The 19506-nt window shown below is 45.1% G+C and carries 15 protein-coding genes; 1 reads left to right on the top strand and 14 read right to left on the bottom strand.

Annotated features, from left to right (window positions below; translation table 11 throughout):
• Positions 1-3 precede the first annotated feature (3 nt).
• From GPK88_RS14820 to GPK88_RS14755, 14 genes are all read right to left on the bottom strand, one after another.
• Positions 4-834: a carbohydrate ABC transporter permease gene (locus GPK88_RS14820; RefSeq protein ID WP_173723223.1), complete on the bottom strand. Its 831-nt coding sequence runs from the start codon at positions 832-834 to the stop codon at positions 4-6.
• Positions 827-1726 (bottom strand): carbohydrate ABC transporter permease, encoded by a 900-nt coding sequence (locus GPK88_RS14815; RefSeq protein WP_022426329.1) that lies wholly within the window; start codon positions 1724-1726, stop codon positions 827-829. The genes GPK88_RS14820 and GPK88_RS14815 overlap by 8 nt, the downstream gene beginning before the upstream one ends.
• A 107-nt stretch (positions 1727-1833) precedes the next feature.
• Positions 1834-3123 carry an ABC transporter substrate-binding protein gene (locus tag GPK88_RS14810; protein WP_021976632.1) on the bottom strand — a complete coding sequence of 430 codons (1290 nt, stop codon included), beginning with the start codon at positions 3121-3123 and terminating at the stop codon, positions 1834-1836.
• Between the two features lie 321 nt (positions 3124-3444).
• Complete coding sequence (locus GPK88_RS14805; protein WP_148446768.1) at positions 3445-3957, bottom strand: DUF6106 family protein; 513 nt, start codon at positions 3955-3957, stop codon at positions 3445-3447.
• 84 nt (positions 3958-4041) lie between these two features.
• Complete coding sequence (locus GPK88_RS14800) at positions 4042-4977, bottom strand: AraC family transcriptional regulator (protein ID WP_243874509.1); 936 nt, start codon at positions 4975-4977, stop codon at positions 4042-4044.
• Positions 4978-5174: 197 nt separating this feature from the next.
• Positions 5175-6503: an MATE family efflux transporter gene (locus GPK88_RS14795; protein WP_173761907.1), complete on the bottom strand. Its 1329-nt coding sequence runs from the start codon at positions 6501-6503 to the stop codon at positions 5175-5177.
• An 11-nt stretch (positions 6504-6514) separates the two neighbouring features.
• Positions 6515-7519 (bottom strand): aldo/keto reductase, encoded by a 1005-nt coding sequence (locus GPK88_RS14790; protein WP_114001730.1) that lies wholly within the window; start codon positions 7517-7519, stop codon positions 6515-6517.
• 267 nt (positions 7520-7786) lie between these two features.
• Complete coding sequence (locus tag GPK88_RS14785) at positions 7787-9217, bottom strand: DUF4179 domain-containing protein (RefSeq protein ID WP_215708000.1); 1431 nt, start codon at positions 9215-9217, stop codon at positions 7787-7789.
• On the bottom strand, positions 9217-9735 hold the full coding sequence (locus GPK88_RS14780; RefSeq protein WP_114001728.1) for an RNA polymerase sigma factor: 519 nt from the start codon (positions 9733-9735) through the stop codon (positions 9217-9219). The genes GPK88_RS14785 and GPK88_RS14780 overlap by 1 nt, the downstream gene beginning before the upstream one ends.
• Before the next feature lie 217 nt (positions 9736-9952).
• Positions 9953-13081, bottom strand: coding sequence for an alpha-mannosidase (locus tag GPK88_RS14775; protein WP_173761905.1), 3129 nt, complete (start codon positions 13079-13081; stop codon positions 9953-9955).
• 30 nt (positions 13082-13111) lie between these two features.
• Positions 13112-13351: a hypothetical protein gene (locus tag GPK88_RS14770; RefSeq protein WP_148446772.1), complete on the bottom strand. Its 240-nt coding sequence runs from the start codon at positions 13349-13351 to the stop codon at positions 13112-13114.
• A 117-nt stretch (positions 13352-13468) separates the two neighbouring features.
• A complete protein-coding gene (locus GPK88_RS14765) occupies positions 13469-14251 on the bottom strand; it encodes a ZIP family metal transporter (RefSeq protein ID WP_173761904.1) in 783 nt (260 codons plus the stop codon).
• Positions 14252-14474: 223 nt separating this feature from the next.
• Complete coding sequence (gene rlmD, locus GPK88_RS14760) at positions 14475-15857, bottom strand: 23S rRNA (uracil(1939)-C(5))-methyltransferase RlmD (RefSeq protein ID WP_215707987.1); 1383 nt, start codon at positions 15855-15857, stop codon at positions 14475-14477.
• 3 nt (positions 15858-15860) lie between these two features.
• The gene (locus GPK88_RS14755) at positions 15861-16808 is read right to left on the bottom strand and encodes a 3'-5' exoribonuclease YhaM family protein (RefSeq protein ID WP_021975915.1); all 948 of its coding nucleotides are present in this window, start codon (positions 16806-16808) and stop codon (positions 15861-15863) included.
• Positions 16809-17116: 308 nt separating this feature from the next.
• Between GPK88_RS14755 and GPK88_RS14750 the strand changes: the two genes are divergently transcribed.
• On the top strand, positions 17117-19498 hold the full coding sequence (locus GPK88_RS14750) for an endonuclease MutS2 (RefSeq protein ID WP_174087654.1): 2382 nt from the start codon (positions 17117-17119) through the stop codon (positions 19496-19498).
• Positions 19499-19506 lie beyond the last annotated feature (8 nt).

Here is a 19506-nt window from a genome sequence, read left to right as displayed (position 1 = left end):
ATCTTATTTAACAGCTCCGGTGATACCCTCTGCGAACTGTTTCTGTAATACGAAGAATACGATCATGGTCGGAATGGAACAGAATAATACGCCGCACATCAGCATGCCGTAATCCGTTACATATCCTGTGATCAGATTGGCGATCAACATCGGCATGGTCATCGCCTTATTATCTGTCATGATTACCTTCGGCCACAGATAGGAATTCCATGCATTCATAAATGTGATAACTGCTGCCGCCGCATAAGTAGATTTCATAGTCGGGATAAACATCTGGAAAAAGATCCTTACCTCGCTTAATCCGTCAATCCGTGCTGCCTCAATGATATCGATAGGAAATGCTCTGGCATTCTGACGGAACATCATGATCATAAATGGTGTGGAAATGATCGGAAGGATAAAACCTACCGCTGTATTTAAGAGTCCGGCTTTTGAAAACATCTTAAATAAAGGAACCATCGTTGCAACCTGCGGAACCATCATTGCAAGAAGCAGGATGGAAAACAGTCTGTCTTTCCATCTGTCATGATATACCTCAAAGCCATAACCTGCGATAGAACAGATCAGAAGGCAGATCACTGTAGTAAGAACTGCATAAAACAGAGAGTTTCCAAGAGCTCTCCACAGCGGCTGCTGTGCAGTCAGGTTTTTAAAGTTCTGCATAAAATATGTACCCGGAAGGATACGGCCTCTGGATACATCTGTGGATGTATTGGTTGCCGCAGAGATCATCCAGTACAGTGGAAATACAGAGATAAATGATACGATGATCAGAAAAATATATGTAGGGATCAATCTTCTCTGAATTGCGGATTTATTCTTTTTCTCAGTCACGTGTATCACCTACTTTCAAATTGATAAAGGCCAGGATCGCTACCATGATAAATATGATAAATGACATTGCTGCCGCATATCCGAAGTTTGGCACGTTGATGAAACATGTATTATAAACATAATGGGACATTGTGATTGTTGAGTTCGCCGGGCCACCTTTTGTCAGGTTGACAGACTCATCAAACAACTGCAGTGTACCATTGATCGACATAATAAATGTCATGATAATTGTCGGTTTCAGAAGTGGTACGGTAATTTTCCAGAAGGTCTTCCAGCCATTGGCACCATCGATCTTTGCTGCCTCGTATACAGAATATTCAATATTCTGAAGACCTGCCAGATAGAACACCATGTTATATCCTGTCCATCTCCAGATCAGTGCGATGATGATCACGATCTTTGCACTTGTGGAGTTACCCAGGAAGTTATAGCCAGTTGTTAAAATTCCAAGTTTGATCAGGATGCTGTTGATCAGACCGTCTGTTGCAAACATAGAACGGAAGATCAGAGAATAAGATACAAGAGATGTTGCACATGGAAGAAATACACATGTACGGAAAAAGCCTTTAAATTTCAGATCCTTGTTATTCAGAAGCTGTGCAAGCAGGATCGCAAGGACAAGCATGATCGGTACCTGAATAATAAGATACAGGAAAGTATTGACGATGGACTGCTGGAATACCTTATCCATCATGATACGTTTATAGTTACTGAAGATCGGATCCGCAAACCTCATGTTTGCTCCGGCACCTGTCTGTAAAGAAATGATAAATGCACGGATCATCGGATAAAAACTCATGACAGCGATCATGATGGTTGCAGGTGCCAGAAAGATCCAGCCTGCCGCTCTCTGTTTCGCTACCAGAGACATGCCACTTTTTTTGGAATTCACAGGAACTCCTCCTTTCAAACCTCTTAAGCCTTTACATAAGACAGAGGACTGCATGCAGTCCCCTGCTTCGTATTTACTTATTCATTTCAGAATGCAGCCTTCAGATCTTACTCTGTCATCTTGAATGCCAGTGTATCCTGTGCTTCCTGAAGTGCAGACTCTTTGTCTGCGCCGTTTACGATATTAACAACTGCTGTGTTGATGCACTCTCTTGCCTCATAGTGATACGGAGTCTTTGTGAATTCCGGAATGTGTGAAGAGTACTCTACAATTGTTGAGAAGATTGGCTGGTTGTTGAAGAACTCGCTTGGCTCGTTGTAAACGTCAGACTCACCAGCTGGCAGGTAGCAGGAGATTGCTCCTGTTTCCGGAAGGATCGCATCATAGAAATCTGTACTGGAACCAAATGTGCTTGCAAGGAAGTCCTCAGCAAGCTCTACGTTCTTGCAGTTGGATGTGATATACCAGGAAGAACCACCGTTGTTCGCATAGTTTGTAGCTGTGTCAACACCGTCAACTTTCGGCATTGTTGTGATCTGCCACAGACCCTTCTGATCCTCTGTTCCCATCAGTGTAGCTGTGATCCAGTTACCGTTAACGATACCTGCTGCCTCACCGCTTGTGATTGTGGAGATGTACTCATCCCAGTTGTTTACTAATTTAACAACATCGTTCTTTACAAGGTCTACATAAAGATCTACACATTTCTCAGCTACATCATTTCCTACAATGTAAGCTTCTCCATCCTCATTTACGAAGTTTGCTCCACAGGACTGGATCATCATCATCAGAGTATCGCCGCCTGTTGCCTCACTTGTAAGGAGGTATTTACCGGTTTTCTCATGAACATCTTTACCGATCTCCTCGAATTTACTCCATGTGATATCTGTAAGGTCATCGATGGTGTATCCTGCCTCTTCCAGGATATCGGTACGGTAGCAGGCGATTGTTGCACCATTATCAAATGGAACACCGTAATGTGTATCATCTACCATGGAGTAGGACTGTTTCAGTTTTCCAAAATCATCCCAGTTGATGTCCATGTCTTTCAGATCTGTGAAAGCGTCCGGATAGCTCTTCAGATATTTCTGGTAGCTGTTGTCCTGCATCAGAACGATGTCCGGAAGTGTGCTGTAATCTCCGGCGTTTGCAGCTGTTGTAAGTTTCGTCTGGCAGTCATCGGAAGATGTCTCAACTACATCTACTTTAAATCCTTCATGATCCTTTGCATACTGCTCACCTGCAATGTTCATAGCCTTGATGTTAAAGTTCTGGTCCCATGCCCATACGGTCAGTGTATTGTCATCGTCACCTTTTGCATATACTGCTGTAGTTGTTGCAGCGAAAGACATTGCCATAATGCCTGTCATTAATACTGCGAGTAATTTTTTCTTCATTTACTTTTCCTCCTTTATTAAGCATTTCCCGTTTGCTTATGAATGGATTATAGCATCCGTATTCCGGCCATAGTTTGCAGAACCGTTCATATAATGTGCAATTTCAACCATTTTATTGATTTTGCACTATTTCATGATTCAGGCACCTGCTTTTTTATGCATTTTGAGTGTTTTTCATTTTTCTCATTGGTCATCATGGCAAAGAAAAACCTTCTTTTTCGACATTCTGCGAATATTTTTCGCCAAAAAAGAAGGTTTTTGTTTCTATTTCATAAAATTCTACGTTATTTTTTATACATATTTCACAAACATTTTAACATATTATGCAAAATAGACCTTTTCCGGAAACTGTGTTTTCATCGTATGTAACATCTCCTCTGTCAGATCCAGAAGAAGTTTTATTTTCCGCCCGTCTTCCCGGATGATCATGGTATAGTATGGCACATCATCCTCATAGGAGGTATAATCGTATTTTTTCAGTTTCTCTGTACCGGAATTCTTTTTGTATTTTGCCACTTTTTCGTGATAGTGAGGTGCGGTCACTTCCATCTCCTCAAGGTTCAGCACATGTGCTGTTTTCCGGTATTTTTTGCCATAGATCACATCAATGGTCAGCTGGCCATTCTCCATGGTATATTCATAATCTCTCTGGCTGAAGATATCATATACAAAATAAAGCAGCGCCAGAAGAAATCCCGGGAGCATAAATGCCTGGGAGATGGTGATTCCCATCAGTACAAAAAGTACCGCAAAGATCACCATTACTTTTCTGAGAGCTCCTGACATATGTTTCTTTTTTCGGGAGACCTGCTCCACGATCCTGTAGTCGTACATTTTTCCCTCTTTCCATCTGTCTGATCCGACACACTACCCTGTATTTTTTCTGTTGTGCCAGATCCACAGATCTGTTTTTTTGTTCTACCAGCCTTCCTCTGAATGGATATCAAACTTAAGAAGCTGCTGTTCATAATTTTCTGGCCGTTTTCTCCACTCCAGAGGTGTCATCCCCATAACCTGGCGAAAGTTCCGGTTAAAAGTGGAATTAGTGGTAAAGCCGCACTTATGTGCCACATCCGCAATGGGCTGATCCGTCTTTTTCAGATAATCACAGGCCGCCTGGATCCGGATGGTATTGATGTATTCCAGCGGACTCATCTTCATGTAGGTCGTAAAGATCCGTCGCAGATGGGTTTCACTGATGTGACAGTATTCTGCCAGCTCATCGATCCGAAGATCCTCCATGTAATGATCGGAAATATAATCCTGGAATTTGGAGATCATATCCATGACTTTTCCTCTTCCCTCACTGTAGCGCTCTTCCCCCGAATCCCGGTTGATCCTTGCAATCTCCACAAGAAGCGATGCCAGGATCCCCTTGGCTTCTTCCAGATAAAACTCTTCTCCATTCCGCATGATATCTAGGATCTTCAGGATCTTATCCGCCATGGAACGGTTTTCTTTTTCATTCAGAAAAAGTGCTCTGGAGTTGATACGCTGAACGATCTTTTCCTTTTTCACGGAATTGTCAATAAATTTATTCAAAAATCCTTCCACGTCAATAAAAAGATACTCCCACCGACTGACAGTTCCAATGTCGCTGTTTGTGGTATGGGGATAATTGGGCGGGATCACTGTAAATTCCCGGTCATGAAACCGTACCTTATCTTCTCCAAGAATCAAGAACCCCTGACCTTCATAGCAGAAACCAATCTCCAGATAATTATGAAAATGAAGATAATCGATATCGTTTCCGTAATTCTGGATCCATTTCTGACCAAGCAATGCAAGAATCGGACTCCCTTCCGGCATTTTGTAATACCGGAGCTCCATTTTGGGTTTTCGTTTTTTTGCCAAAGATATTCCTCCGTATGTTTTCCTATGTCTGCATTTCAGGCGGATAAAAACGATCCGCGTTTAAGTCAAGTCTTTGTTATCTTACCGCTATCCGCCAAAAAAAGCAACCTGCTGAAAGCTCTGATCTGTTGATATCTGTGCATTCTGCCGATTGCTTTTTCATTTGTTTTCTCTTCTTGTTTATTGTTCTGTTCCGGTTATTCACCGATCACACGATAAGTTTTCCATTTTCCCTGGCGGAAACGGATCCAGAAGATCACTCCGCGGACCGTCCAGTCCAGACACATGGCCAGTGCGATCCCGATCACTCCCAGATCCAGGACAATTCCCAGCAATATAGATAATATCAGTCTCACGCCAATGGTTGTGAACAAAGAGATTCCCATGGTAAACATGGCGTCTCCTGCTGCCCGGAGGCCTTTTCCCAGAGGATCTGCAAATGGAAATACCACTGCATTGGCTATGTTATGGATCAGCACCAGATAGAGGATCATCTGCCCTGTCTGCCGGGAAACTGCAAAGATCTTTATAAGCAGTGGCGTTATCAGAAAGATCAGTGTATTCCAGGCGACTGAAATACAGACTGTCACTTTCGTTAATTTCCGAAAATAATATTCCGCCTGCCTGATATCTCCAGCTCCCATACACTGACCGATCACAGTAATAAATACCGGCCCCATGGTCACACTGATCAGTGCTGCCACACTCCAGATACTCTGAGAAATTCCGTTTGCCGCGATCTGGTAAGTACCAAACAGCGCAACCACACTGGAAAGTGCCACTTTTACAAACTGAAAGATCCCGCTTTCCACTCCATTGGGGATTGCAATAGAAAGCATTTTTTTCAGAAGTTCTCTGTTCCACTGAAAGATCCATCGGCCCACATAGCGAACTTCCTTTTCCCGGAAGCAAAGCAGTGTGATCACCACTGCTGAAAACGTTCTGGCGATCAGGGATGGATAAGCAACGCCTGCTACTCCTGCTCGGAAAACAAAAACTCCGATCAAATTTCCTGCCACATTGATCAGATTGGATACAATTGAGATCTTCATGGTCACACTTGTCTTTCCAATGCTTCTGTAGAGTGCGGTTCCTGCATTGTATATTCCCAGAGCCGGAAAAGAATATACGGAGATCCTGAGATATGTTTTACACGCTTCCATTACATCCGGTTCTACCTTGCCAAATAATCCCTTCAGAAGAGGGACTTTCCAGATCAGTACCGGAATTGAGATCACTACTGCAAATACAGTAGCTACCATCAGAAGCTGACTGGATGATTCCGATGCCATTTTCATATCCCGCCGGCCAATATACTGGCTGACTACAACTGCTCCTCCGGATGCAAGTGCCGTAAATAGGTTAATAAATATGGTATTAAATGAATTTACCAGGGACACTCCGGAAACTGCCGCCTCTCCCGCATAGCTGACAACCATTGTATCTGCCAGGCCTACCAGCATCAGAAGAAACTGCTCCATCAGGAGCGGAAGTATCATATCTTTTAACTGTTTATTGGAAAACATTTCGGCGCCTCTTATTTCTTCTCGTCCAGAAGGATCACACCCTCTGCCGGATTTTTGTCAATTGCACCTACGATGGGATGGGGAACGTACATCTCTTCCAGATATGCAATGTCTTCCGGAGAAAGTTTTACGTTCAGTGCATCTGCCGCATCATCCAGATATTCTGTTTTCGTGGCTCCGATGATCGGTGATGTTACTCCCTTTGCCCACTGCCATGCAATGGCGATCTGGGACATTTTGCAGTTATGTTTCTCAGCAAGTTCCTGAACCCGTTTTACGATCTTGATATCCTGCTGTTCCATACGGTCGTATTTTCCCACTGCAACGCGGTCTGTTTTTCCTCTGAGAGAATCAGACTTCCACTGCGGCCTTGCCAGATGCCCGGCTGCAAGAGGACTGTATGGCATCCGTGAAACATTCATCTGGTTGCAGATCGGGATCAGTTCTCTTTCATCTTCCCTGTAAAGAAGATTGTAATGGTTTTCCATTACGGAAAATGGTGTCCAGTTATTGTCCCTGGCTGCAAGCTGCATGTTGTAGAACTGATATCCGTACATGGCGGAAGCGCCCAGTGCGCGTACTTTACCTGCTTTTACCAGGTCATGGAGTGCTTCCATTGTTTCCTCGACAGGTGTCTCGTAATCAAATCTGTGGATGATATACAGATCCAGATAATCTGTTCCCAGACGTTTCAGACTTCCGTCGATCTCTCGCATAATGGCCTCTCTGGAAAGACGGCCCGGGTTAAAATAAACCTTGGACGCGATCACCACTTTATCTCTGGCTACGCTTTCTTTCAGAGCCCGTCCCAGATATTCTTCACTGGTTCCCTCGGAATATCCGTTGGCTGTATCAAAAAAATTAATTCCCAGATCCAGCGCATGGCGGATTACTTCTCCGCTCTGTTCTTCATCCAATGTCCATTTATGCATAGTGCCGGCCTTTCCAAAGCTCATGCATCCTACGCATAATTTTGATACTTCGATATCGGTGTTCCCAAGTTTTGCATATTCCATAATGAATCCCTCCCTGTATCATTGTGTGCGCTCCATATGTTGTACTTTTATTGTAAAGGATTCTTTGAATTATGTAAAATACCCAGTTTATATAGCTTTCCATGCCTTTCAGGCATTATCAGGTCAAGCGGATATTCGCAATCCGCTTCGCTACGTAGCTCTACACCAAATAACTGCTCCGCAGTTTATCAGGAGGAGCTTGCACTCCTCCTGATACAAGCAAGTCCCCACCCACTGCTTATTGCCTTTCGCAACCCCGCAGGGGACTTACTTGATTTGGTTAAAGTGCAGTGTTTTGTGATATTTCGCATGCTGATCCAGAAGATCACTCCATTTTTCACCTTCCGGTTTCTTCTCGTTATTGTTGTAATTTTCTTCTCCTTTCAGCTCATCCATATACTGCACGTAATCCAGGATATAAATATCAACGGTGGAAATATCTCTGTCCTGAATGGCAAAATTATTGCAGTTTCCATTGGACTCATTATATGGCAGCCTGTTTCCATTGGCATCCAGCGCAACCATGAAACAGTCGCTGTTGGAACCTTCCTCATAAAGTTCATTTACCGTCAGCTCATATGGAGTCCGGATCACGGACTTAAGACCGATTCCTGCCTCATTTGTCTCATTGATCTCCTGAACTTCCGTTTCTGAATCATCGACTGTTACCGGAATGTCAAAACTCCAGTCTCCTTCGAATTTATAATATCCCGCATCCGGATCATTCGGATCTGAAGCTTCATCCGGCCGCATTCCACGGATCTCACTGATACCCAGATGCATGTTAAACTTTTCCGGAATATCGATCTCTTTGATATAAGACTGAAGTGCGCCTCCTCTGACAGATATTTTTTCTATATATTCTCCAAGAAGTGCACTGCCTTCTTCTGTCTCATCATTTATGTCATCCAGGGTGATGCCCATTTCATCCCGTACCTGCTGGCACATTTCCTCGTATTTTTTATTGTATTCACTGTAGTCTTTTGTCGCCTCTGCAAGATCTACCCGAAGGATGCAGGCATATGTATTCTCATCCAGAAATTCTCCTTCCAGATTGCTGAGCATCACCCCATCGTCCACCGGATTAAAATCCAGAAGTCTTGTTGAATACATTTCCATAGCAGGCTTCCCATCCAGTCCTTTTAACGTATCAGGAAATGGTTCCTCACTTTGAAACTGCATGGTCACATAGACAGCCTGGCTGTTTGCAAAAATCTCGGAGCAGGTGATGGTGAGGCCGCCGGATGTTTTTGTGTAGGTGGTGTCTGCGTTTGCATTATCTGATGCTGTATGATCCGTTGTTTGATCAGAGTTTCCATCTGCTGTTTTCGCTCCGGCAGATTTTTCTGTATCTTCCAGTGTCGTCGCATGATCTGCAAAATCTCCAAAGAAGCTTACTTTATCCTGTAATGTTTCAAAAAGACCTCCCACCACCGGGATATTCTTTGCCATGACCGGATTTGCCGCACAGAACAGAATACCTGCTGCCAGTACTGCTGCTGTTCCCGCCACGACCTTCCCGCCTGTTTTCATCCAGCGGAGGGCATTTTTATCATTCGTTTCTCTCTTTTGTACGGCAGTATTGTTCTCAATGTGATGATATGCCTGGTTTGCCCGTTCCCGCACAATCACCGGTATCTCTGTATCTTTCTGAAGTTTTTTCTGAAAATTTTTTTCATTATCATTTAATGTCATCATCAAACACGTCCCTCCCTGACCTTGTACTCGTACATCTTCGCAATCTGTTTTCTTCCGCGTTGAAGACGAGATTTCACTGTGCTTTCCTTCATATCCAGGATCTCACTGATCTCCCGGGTATTAAATCCTTCCATGTAGTACAGAAGAACGATCATCCGGTATTTCTCGTCCAGCGGTTCCAGCATCTGCGCCCATTCTGCCGAGGCATATTCCGCCTCATGGAAAGGCATCTCCGGCATCTCGTCTGTACAGATCATTCGATTTTTTCTCTGCAGGATGTCCTTGCATTTGTTGATCAGGATCCGTATCATCCATGTTTTGAAATACCTGTTATATTTCAGGCTTTTCAGATTTTCATAGCAGGAAAGGATGGTATCCTGGATGGCATCCGCAGCATCTTCGTCATTTTTCACATAGGAGATGGCAATCTTGTACATACTCTGCATCTGCTCATCCATAAGCCGGCAGAAAGCATCTTTGTCCCCTTTTTTCGCCTTTCGTATCAAAATCTCATTCATTGGTAATCTCCATTCTCCTGCACGGACCGGTCCTCAGGAAATGTTTTTTGAAAGCATTTGTTTCTGTGCTTCTGTTTATTAGACGTGGGAGGAGTGGGGATGGATGCAAAAAAATAAATATTTTCAGGTTCCTGTAATAAAAACGCCGGTAATCCTGAAGATATACCCAGAATTTCTGGTACATATCCAAAGATAAACCGGCGCCATATTTCAGTTATTATTTATTACTCAGAGTTGGAGTCACGCGGAAAGTTCGGATTTCATAAGGGCGTACCGTTACCTTAAGTTCTCCGGTCATTTCTTCTCCTGCCGGATTTTCCATCAGATCCGTCTCCTGCCAGGAGTCTACCGAAAAACCAAAATTTAGCGTTACCGGACCGCGCATGCCTGCATACTCGTGGAAACGGATGATCAGACTTTCAGAATCTTCTGCCTTCTTTATACAGTCGATGGCTACATGGTCTGTATCTGCCTTGCAAAAAGCAGGACGTACCTCTGCATCCACTGCACCTTCCACAGTCCAGAGCGGATTGTTCAGTCTCCAGGCTTCTTTCTGCACACCGGATTCCTGCCAGCTGCCACTGTGTGGATAAAGTGCATAGGTAAAATCATGGATTCCCTGATCTGCCGCATAATCCGGATGGATTCCACATTTGATCAGCGACATGCCAAGAACATGGCCCCTGGCACTGTAGCCATATTTGCAGTCGTTCATTAGGCTGACTCCGTATCCGGTTTCGGAATAATCCGCCCACTGATGGGCAACGGTTTCAAATTTTGCTATATCCCAGCTGGTATTCTCGTAGGTGGGACGTTTCACATTTCCGTACTGGATATCAAAAGTTGCCTCGCTGGTGCGGATATCCAAAGGAAAAAGAACTCTCAAAAGCTGCTGATGCTCATGCCAGTCTGCATGAGTGACAAAATCAATTCTGCGGTTATCATTGTAAAAGCGGATTTCCTGTGAGATCGTGGAATCCTGATAATTCCAATCCATTTTTACTTTTGTCATCAAAGAAGATTTTTCCACAGAAACCGTTTTCAGATCCTCTACCTCGTATCCTTTTTCCTGGTAATAGATATCAATATCCCAGGCATCGTACTTCATTGGACGGTCCTCATAAACCACCAGGTGGTTTCCTAATTCGCCTGCCTTCAGGATCTCACGGTCATTTTCCTTATCAAAAATGGAAGTCATACGGCCTTTTTCATCCCAGACAATATGATAAAATGGCGTGTCCAGTTCCCCGGTCCACTCTTCTGTGCAAAAACATTCCGCCCTGGTTCCAATTATAAGAGTCAGAGTTGTAAATCCGGCAGGCTCTATGCCAGAAACTTTTACAAGCCAGCCATCTTCCGTATATACAGCAGGCAGCTCTTTTCCATCTGCGGAAAACCAGCTTCCCTTTCTGCCCTCGTAAGTTTTTACTTTTACTGTTACAATTCCTTCACCTGCAAAACTGCTGTTATTTACTACAGTTACAATGGAATCTGATTCTCTTACCAGAACCTTCAGGGCATTTTTCTCGATCGTATCCAGGATTTCATTGGCTTTTGCATACTCTGCTGCGGAATCCTCGTATACCTCATGGATGGATGAACCAGGAATGATATCATGGAACTGGTTTCTGAGTGCGATCTTCCAGGCTTCCTGGAGCTCTTTTTCCGGATAGGAAGAAAAATCGCCGGTCTTTACAGCGGCCTCACTTACCAGCCACTCTGCCTCCCGCAGTTTCAGTTCTGTCTTCCGGTTGTTTTTCTTATTCCGTGCCTGAGAAGTGTAGGTTCCTCTGTGATATTCCAGATACAGCTCGCCATCCCAGGTTGGTACATGACGGTCTGTAGACGCAATGGTCTTCTGAAGATTTTCGAAATAATCATAGGCCGTTCCAGGAATTACTTCCGGAAGTCCTGGCATAGCCTTCAGATGGCGTCCCATCTCCAGCATATCACGGTTCACTCCGCCGCCTCCGTCTCCGTTTCCGTAAGCCAGAAGCAGATCCTTATTGATCTCTTTATCATGGTAAAGATCCCATACCCCTTTTACAGATGCCGGATCGATAAGCCCATTATATGTATAACCACCATCATCGCCAAAAGTCGGAGTGCTCATAAAGTGCGTCAGTACTTCGGAACCATCCACACCGATCCAGCGGAAAGTATCGTGAGGCATATGGTTGTACTGGTTCCAGCTAATCTTAATGGTCATAAAATTGTCAATTCCGGAACGCTTCAGGATCTGAGGCAGTGCCCAGCTGTAACCAAATACATCGGGAAGCCAAAGAACATTGGCCGTTACGCCGAACTCTTTTTTGAAAAAGCGCTGTCCGTTCAGGATCTGACGTACCAGAGCCTCACCGGAAGAAATGTTACAGTCAGCTTCTACCCACATCGCTCCGTTTGGTTCCCAGTTTCCGGTTTTTACGGCTTTCTGTATCCGTTTATAAATATCCGGATAATCCGTCTTAATATAATCATAAAGCTGTGGCTGGGACTGGACAAAGGTAAACTCCGGATACTGCTCCATCAAAGTGCACATCGTTGAAAAAGTGCGGGCTGCTTTTTCCCTGGTGTGTTTCAGCTGCCAGAGCCAGGCCACATCGATATGAGAATGGCCCACAGTATGGACTGTTACCGGGCTGGTCCACGAGATTCTGGAAACCTCCTTCTTCCAGACTTCCAGAGCTTTTTTCAGAGATCCATAAAAGGCATCAGAACCAGGCCTTCTCCAATCTATAGCCAGATGTGCACGATCCATAGCAGTCAGAAGATCTGTTCTTATGGAATCGTTCTCATCCAGCATACGCACAGTCTCAACAGCCGCTCTGCTGCTGTAATAAAAATCATCCGCAACCTCATCCAGAACGGCAAGCTCTGCCTGTTTGAACTGATGAGTCTGTTGTGTTGGTACTCCGCCGCCTTCCAGTCCTGCCCAGAGGCGGATAGCCAGCTCCACTTTCGTACCGGCAAGCTCTGAAGGAAAGATCACTTCTTCATGATAGGAGCCGGTTTCGCAGTATGGCGAACCATTGACGTAGATAAGTCCCTCGAACCCGGAATTCAGGCCCTCGCCGGTTTTTCCCATATTAAAAAGCCCGGCGATCTTTTTCCCCGCCCATTCCGCCGGGATCTCTACGGACTGTCGGATCCACAGATAAGTACCTCTTCCGATCCAGAAATCACCTTTTTTCAGAGTTCCCGTGTAGACCACGCTTTCCGGCCGTTTTCCCACCGGCTCCTCCTCCTGCGTGCTCGCGTCAAATGACGGGATCTCCATCCGTTCTCTGTAACGGAGATCTTTTAACTGTTTTGTGTTTCTTTCCAGTTTTTCCAGTGTAAAAAACATTTGCTACATTCCCCCTTGTCTGCAACCTGTTTATTTCTTGTTTTTTCTTATCTCCTCATATACCCCATATCCGAGAAACAAAATTCCGACGATCAGTGCAACAGCAGAAGCGATTGACAGGAAAGGCCCCACATACCCCAGTCCGGCAGCAAATAATGTGGCATCCCAGGTATTCACACCGCTCATAAATATCGCAGCTGAGATGTATTTTGCAGAGATCAGGATTGCCGATATCAGACAGAAAACTGCGCCGATGCCTTTATTATTCATTTTTTGTTCCTCCTTTTCTTGTGGTTGATAGGTAGAGCATATCATATATGTAGGGTGTATTGCTACTCTATTCAAATTTTTACCTATTTTTTCATACGTGCGAAATAAACAGACCAATCATCCCAACGCCACATCTAATATCATCATAAAGGAAAAACCTGTTGCAAAAAATATGGTTCCAATATTCGAATGCTCCCCTGTTGACATTTCCGGGATCAGCTCCTCAACCACTACATAGATCATAGCACCGGCAGCAAGACTGAGTAAATACGGCAAAACCGGAATAATAAGATCCGCTGCCAGAATTGTGAGTATTGCTCCAAAAGGTTCTACAATTCCTGACAGCACACCACTTATAAATGCCTTTCCTTTTCCCATGCCTTCAGAGCGAAGGGGCATGGAAATGATCGCACCCTCCGGAAAATTCTGAATTGCAATTCCTATAGAAAGTGCCACCATTCCCTTAAATGTGATATGAGTATTTCCTATGAGATATCCCGCGCAAACCACGCCAACCGCCATTCCTTCCGGAATATTATGTAACGTTACTGCCAGGACCATCATTGTCGTTTTCTGAAACTTACTCTTCGGACCTTCGGCGCTGTCACTGTACTGGTGAATATGTGGAATCACATGATCCAGCAAAAGCAAAAACAACACTCCTGCCCAAAAGCCTGCCACTGCCGGTACAAAAGAAAATTTTCCCAGTTTCCCCGACTGTTCAATTGACGGAAGCAAAAGGCTCCAAACAGAAGCAGCCACCATAACTCCTGACGCAAAGCCAGTCAGTGCCCTCTGCACGTGTGCATTTAAATTTTTTTTCATAAAAATCACACAGGCCGCTCCCACAGAAGTACCCAAAAACGGGATCAGAATTCCATAGAATACATTTATGTTCATTTTAGCGTTCCTCCTTTTTGTCATGTGTTAGTTATAGCTAACTTATTGTTTTAAAAGAAGCCATGTGAATTTCTAATATTCTTATCCACATGGCCTTATTTGTTTAAGTATAGCACTTTCATTTTATTTCCACAAGACACTTCTTAATTTTCTGAACTCATGCTTGTGTGTCAAGCGGATATTCGCAATCCGCTTCGCTACTTGCTCATAACCAAATATATTATTATCTCTCCGCTCCATATTTATCTTTTCTCGAAATCAACGCTATCGTCTCGACGTGCGTACTCTGCGGAAACATATCCGTAGTAGAAACCCGCATCAACTCATAATCCTCCGCACAAAGCACCTTCAGATCCCTGGCCAACGTAGCACTATCACAACTCACATAAACAATCCTCTCCGGTTTCATCTTAAGGATCGTATTCAGAAGTACCTCATCACAACCCTTTCTTGGCGGGTCCACAACGATGACATCTGCATAAACACCATTCTTCTCATACTCCCTCGGCAGTACTTCCTCTGCTTTTCCAACAAAAAACTCCACGTTCTCAATACCATTGAACTTCGCATTCTCTCTTGCATTGTCAATGGCCTGTGGTACGATCTCCACGCCGCGGACGAATTTTGCTTTCTGGGCCAGGAACAGGGAGATAGTTCCGATCCCGCAGTACAGATCCCATACAGTTTCATTTCCCGTAAGGCCGGCATATTCCAGAGCCTTTCCATACAGTTTTTCGGTCTGGATGGGATTGACCTGGAAAAAGGACAGTGGTGAGATCTGATAGGAGATATTTCCGATACTGTCCGTTATATAGGACTGTCCCCAGAGGAGGCGAAGCTGATCGCCCAGGATCACATTGTTTCGTTTTTTATTGACATTGATGGTGATGCTGGTCATTTCCGGAATTTCACAGAGTGATTCCACAAGAGCCTTTTCTGCAGGGATCTTATCTCCATTTAAGATCAGACAGACCATCATCTCATCTGTATGGAAGCCATAACGAATCATAATATGACGTACAAGACCTTTTCCCGTGGCCTCATCGTAGGGCTGTACATGATATTTTTCCATGTGTCCGATCACACGATCCAAAACCTCTTTATTCTGTTTCACTCCCAGAATACATTCTCGGTTATCAATGATGGAGTGGGTTCTTCCTGCATAAAAGCCTGTGATGATCTTTCCGTCTTTATTTTTTCCTACCGGAAACTGTGCCTTGTTTCGATAATGATAGGGGTCTTCCATCCCCATGATCGGTTCCATATCAAGATTCTGAAAACCTCCGATTCTTTCCAGATGTCCACGAACCTTTTTCTCTTTAAATTTCAGCTGCTGCTCGTAGGATAATGCCTGAAGCTGGCATCCTCCGCACTGGCGGGCAATGGAGCAGGCAGGTTTCACACGGTATGGAGACGGTGTGATCACCTCCATCAGGCGGCCATAGCCGTAGTTCTTTTTTGCCTTGATGATCTTGGCGCTGATCCTGTCTCCGATCACGGCGTCTTTCACAAAAACGGTGAAGCCATCGGCTTTCCCGATACCTTCACCGTCAACTCCGCAATCCTCTATATCCAAAGTCAGTATATCGTTTTTACGGAATTCCATCTATTAAATATCTCCTGTTCTTCTTAAATTGGACTCAAAAAGACGGTTGTAACCGAGCCATTCTTTTTTGCCCTTGTCTGCGTGGAAAATCTCTGTCAATGTCTCCATTCTTGCATCGGTATTGTCTGCCAGATTCAGAGCTACAGCCTCTGCAAGTGCCGGTTTCTTGGGAGAACCGTACTCCAGCTCACCGTGATGGGCAAGAATGCAGTGGATCACCTGGTTCTCAAGCTTCTCCGGAAAATCCGGAATTTCTTTTACCAGATCGTGTACCATCTGTGCACCAATCACAATGTGTCCCAGAAGCTGTCCCTCATCTGTATAATCATTCATAGGAAAAGCAGAAAGCTCCTTGGTCTTGCCCACATCATGAAGAAGAGCGGTTGTGATCAGAAGATCACGGTTCAAAAGCGGATACGCATTTGCCATGTAATCACAGAGACGTGTCACTCCAAGGGTGTGCTCCATCAGTCCGCCGATAAATCCATGATGTACGGTCTTGGCTGCGGAATGTCCTTCAAACACTTTCATAAATTCCTGATCTTCCACAAAAAGCTTCTTCAGGAGCTGAGAAAGATAAGGATTTTTCACACTGTTGATCAGGTCGCGCAGCTGGCTCTGCATATCATCCACACTGTTCTCACTGGTAGGAAGATAATCTGCCGGATCATACTCCCCTTCTCCTGCCTTGCGTGCTCTCTTGATATTCAGCTGCATGGCACCTGCAAAACTTGTCACATCTCCCATGATCTCAATGTAATCCAGTGCATCAAAATCATCGATTCCCAGAGAATTTGGGTCCCAAATCTTGCCATCGATCACACCTGTTTTATCCTGAAGGATCAGATTTTCATAGGGCTTTCCGTTCTTTGTTGTAGCTGCCTGTTTCTGTTTGCAGAGATAGATCCCGTTTACTCTGTCTCCCTCATGTAATTCATTTAAAAAACGCATAAAATTCTTGCCTTTCTGTTCTTTTTTACTTTCAAAGCGGAAATACTCATGTACCTATCCACTTCACACTTTACATTCACAGCCAGCCTTTCTTTACGATCTCTGGCCACATCCCGGTCCGGTCTTCCCTGCATTTTCGCACAGTTTCCTCTTACTTCCGGGCTTTATTCAGTATCATAACACATTTTACTTTCCTTTGCTATGGAAATCATGTAAAATAGGAAACGAAGTGTTTTTTTGCATATCCTGTGTTACGCAGAAAAGCACAGAATCAACAGAAGTAACAAAAAGGAGTAACTATAGCAACAATGAACAAAAAAGCATACAAAGCACTTGAATACTATAAAATCATAGATCTGCTCACAGACAAGGCATCCTCCCCCATGGGAAAAGATCTCTGCCGGAAGCTTACCCCTTCCACAGATATCGAGGAAATCCGATCCATGCAGCTGCAGACCCACGATGCCCTTGCACGCCTGTTCAAAAAAGGCGGCATTTCCTTTGGAAGTGTCAAGGATATCCGTGGCACACTGAAACGTCTTACTGTAGGCAGCGCTCTGAACGCACCGGAGCTGCTTTCCGTCTGCAGTCTTCTGGAAAATACCGGCCGTGTCAAAGCCTATTCCAGAAGTGACCGTGACGACGGAATGACCGATTCCCTTGACGGAATGTTTGCGGCACTGGAACCTCTGACACCACTGAGCACAGAGATCCGCCGCTGTATCCTTTCCGAGGATGAGATCAGTGACGATGCCAGCAGCACCCTTCGTCAGATCCGCCGCAGCATCAAGGCCACCAACGACCGGATCCACACTCAGCTTTCTTCTCTGGTTGCAGGAAGCGCCCGGAATTATCTTCAGGATTCTGTCATCACCATGCGTGACGGCCGCTACTGTATCCCGGTAAAAGCCGAGTACAAAGGCCAGGTTGCCGGTATGATCCACGACCAGTCCGCCACAGGTTCCACTCTTTTCATTGAGCCTATGGCTGTTGTCAAACTGAACAACGACATCCGCGAGCTGGAGCTGAAAGAACAGAAAGAGATCGAAGTAATCCTTGCGTCTTTAAGCCAGCAGGTAGCCGCAGAGCTGGAATCCATCCACGCAGATCTTTCCATCATGGTACAGCTGGACTTTATCTTTGCCCGTGCCGCTCTTGCCATGGACATGAATGCCAGCGAACCTATCTTCAATACCGAAGGACGGATCCGCCTGCGCCAGGCCCGTCACCCGCTGATCGACAGGAAAAAAGCCGTTCCTATTGACATCCGCCTTGGAGATGATTTTGACCTCCTGGTTGTCACAGGACCAAACACCGGTGGTAAAACCGTCTCCCTGAAAACCGTAGGACTTCTCACTCTTATGGGCCAGGCAGGCCTTCATATCCCGGCACTGGACCGTTCCGAACTTGCACTTTTCCGCGAGGTCTATGCGGATATCGGAGATGAGCAGAGCATTGAGCAGTCCTTAAGTACCTTCTCCTCTCATATGACAAACGTGGTTTCCTTCCTGAAATCCGCAGATCAGGACTCCCTGGTCCTCTTCGATGAGCTTGGTGCAGGTACCGACCCAACCGAGGGTGCCGCTCTTGCCATTGCTATCCTGTCCCATCTTCACGAACAGGGCATCCGCACCATGGCGACCACCCATTACAGCGAGCTGAAGATCTATGCCCTCTCTACCCCGGGTGTGGAAAATGCCTGCTGTGAATTTGATGTGGAAACTTTACGCCCCACCTACCGTCTCCTGATCGGAGTTCCCGGAAAAAGTAACGCATTTGCCATTTCCTCCAAACTGGGACTTCCGGATTTCATCATCGACAAGGCAAAAGAACAGATCAGTGAGCAGGATGAATCTTTTGAAGATGTTCTGACATCCCTGGAGCAGAGCCGTGTCACCATCGAAAACGAACGTGCAGAAATTGCCCGTTACAAAGAACAGGTAGAAGAGCTGAAAAAATCCCTCCAGGAAAAAGAGGAAAAACTGGATGAACGAAAAGAACGTATTCTCAGAGAAGCCAATGAACAGGCACATGCGATTCTCCGTGATACCAAGGAATACGCAGACCAGACCATGAAACTTTTTCATAAATTCCAGAAGGATCACGTAGATACCGCTTCTGTGGAAAAAGAGCGCCAGAACCTGAAGAAACGTATGTCAAAGGCTGAAAAAGGCATGTCTTCCAAACAGCAGAAGCAAAAACCAAAGAAGCAGCTGAAACCATCCGATCTTTCTCTTGGCGATACTGTAAAAGTTCTCAGCCTGAATCTGAAAGGAACCGTTTCCAGCCATCCGGATTCCAAGGGATATCTCTTTGTGCAGATGGGAATCATCCGTTCCAAAGTACATATCTCCGATCTGGAGCTTGTGGACGAGCCGGTGATCACCACCCCATCCATGCAGCGTACCGGTGCCGGAAAGATCCGCATGGCAAAAGCGGCCAGCATTTCCACAGAGATCAATCTTCTGGGAAAAACCGTGGACGAAGCAGTTGCAGAGCTGGACAAATATCTGGATGACGCCTACATCGCACACATGAAATCCGTCCGCATTGTTCACGGAAAAGGTACCGGCGCCCTCAGAAAAGGTGTCCACAATTACCTGAAACGCCAGAAACATGTAGCTTCCTTCCGTCTCGGAGAATTCGGAGAAGGCGATGCCGGCGTAACCATCGTAGAATTCAAGAAATAAAAAAAGGA

Origin of the sequence: Blautia sp. MCC269, from assembly GCF_018785655.1 — a bacterium.
Classification (GTDB): domain Bacteria; phylum Bacillota; class Clostridia; order Lachnospirales; family Lachnospiraceae; genus Blautia_A.
Note: the sequence above shows the minus strand (reverse complement) of the source record. Positions and strands in the feature narration are given on the sequence as shown.

Excerpts from the sequence above, each read along its gene's own strand:
- GPK88_RS14810 (WP_021976632.1), bottom strand. The coding sequence starts at position 3,123 with ATGAAGAAAAAATTACTCGCAGTATTAATGACAGGCATTATGGCAATG.
- GPK88_RS14805 (WP_148446768.1), bottom strand. The coding sequence starts at position 3,957 with ATGTACGACTACAGGATCGTGGAGCAGGTCTCCCGAAAAAAGAAACAT.
- GPK88_RS14795 (WP_173761907.1), bottom strand. The coding sequence starts at position 6,503 with ATGTTTTCCAATAAACAGTTAAAAGATATGATACTTCCGCTCCTGATG.
- GPK88_RS14790 (WP_114001730.1), bottom strand. The coding sequence starts at position 7,519 with ATGGAATATGCAAAACTTGGGAACACCGATATCGAAGTATCAAAATTA.
- GPK88_RS14785 (WP_215708000.1), bottom strand. The coding sequence starts at position 9,217 with ATGATGACATTAAATGATAATGAAAAAAATTTTCAGAAAAAACTTCAG.
- GPK88_RS14780 (WP_114001728.1), bottom strand. The coding sequence starts at position 9,735 with ATGAATGAGATTTTGATACGAAAGGCGAAAAAAGGGGACAAAGATGCT.
- GPK88_RS14775 (WP_173761905.1), bottom strand. The coding sequence starts at position 13,081 with ATGTTTTTTACACTGGAAAAACTGGAAAGAAACACAAAACAGTTAAAA.
- GPK88_RS14770 (WP_148446772.1), bottom strand. The coding sequence starts at position 13,351 with ATGAATAATAAAGGCATCGGCGCAGTTTTCTGTCTGATATCGGCAATC.
- GPK88_RS14765 (WP_173761904.1), bottom strand. The coding sequence starts at position 14,251 with ATGAACATAAATGTATTCTATGGAATTCTGATCCCGTTTTTGGGTACT.
- rlmD (WP_215707987.1), bottom strand. The coding sequence starts at position 15,857 with ATGGAATTCCGTAAAAACGATATACTGACTTTGGATATAGAGGATTGC.
- GPK88_RS14755 (WP_021975915.1), bottom strand. The coding sequence starts at position 16,808 with ATGCGTTTTTTAAATGAATTACATGAGGGAGACAGAGTAAACGGGATC.
- GPK88_RS14750 (WP_174087654.1), top strand. The coding sequence starts at position 17,117 with ATGAACAAAAAAGCATACAAAGCACTTGAATACTATAAAATCATAGAT.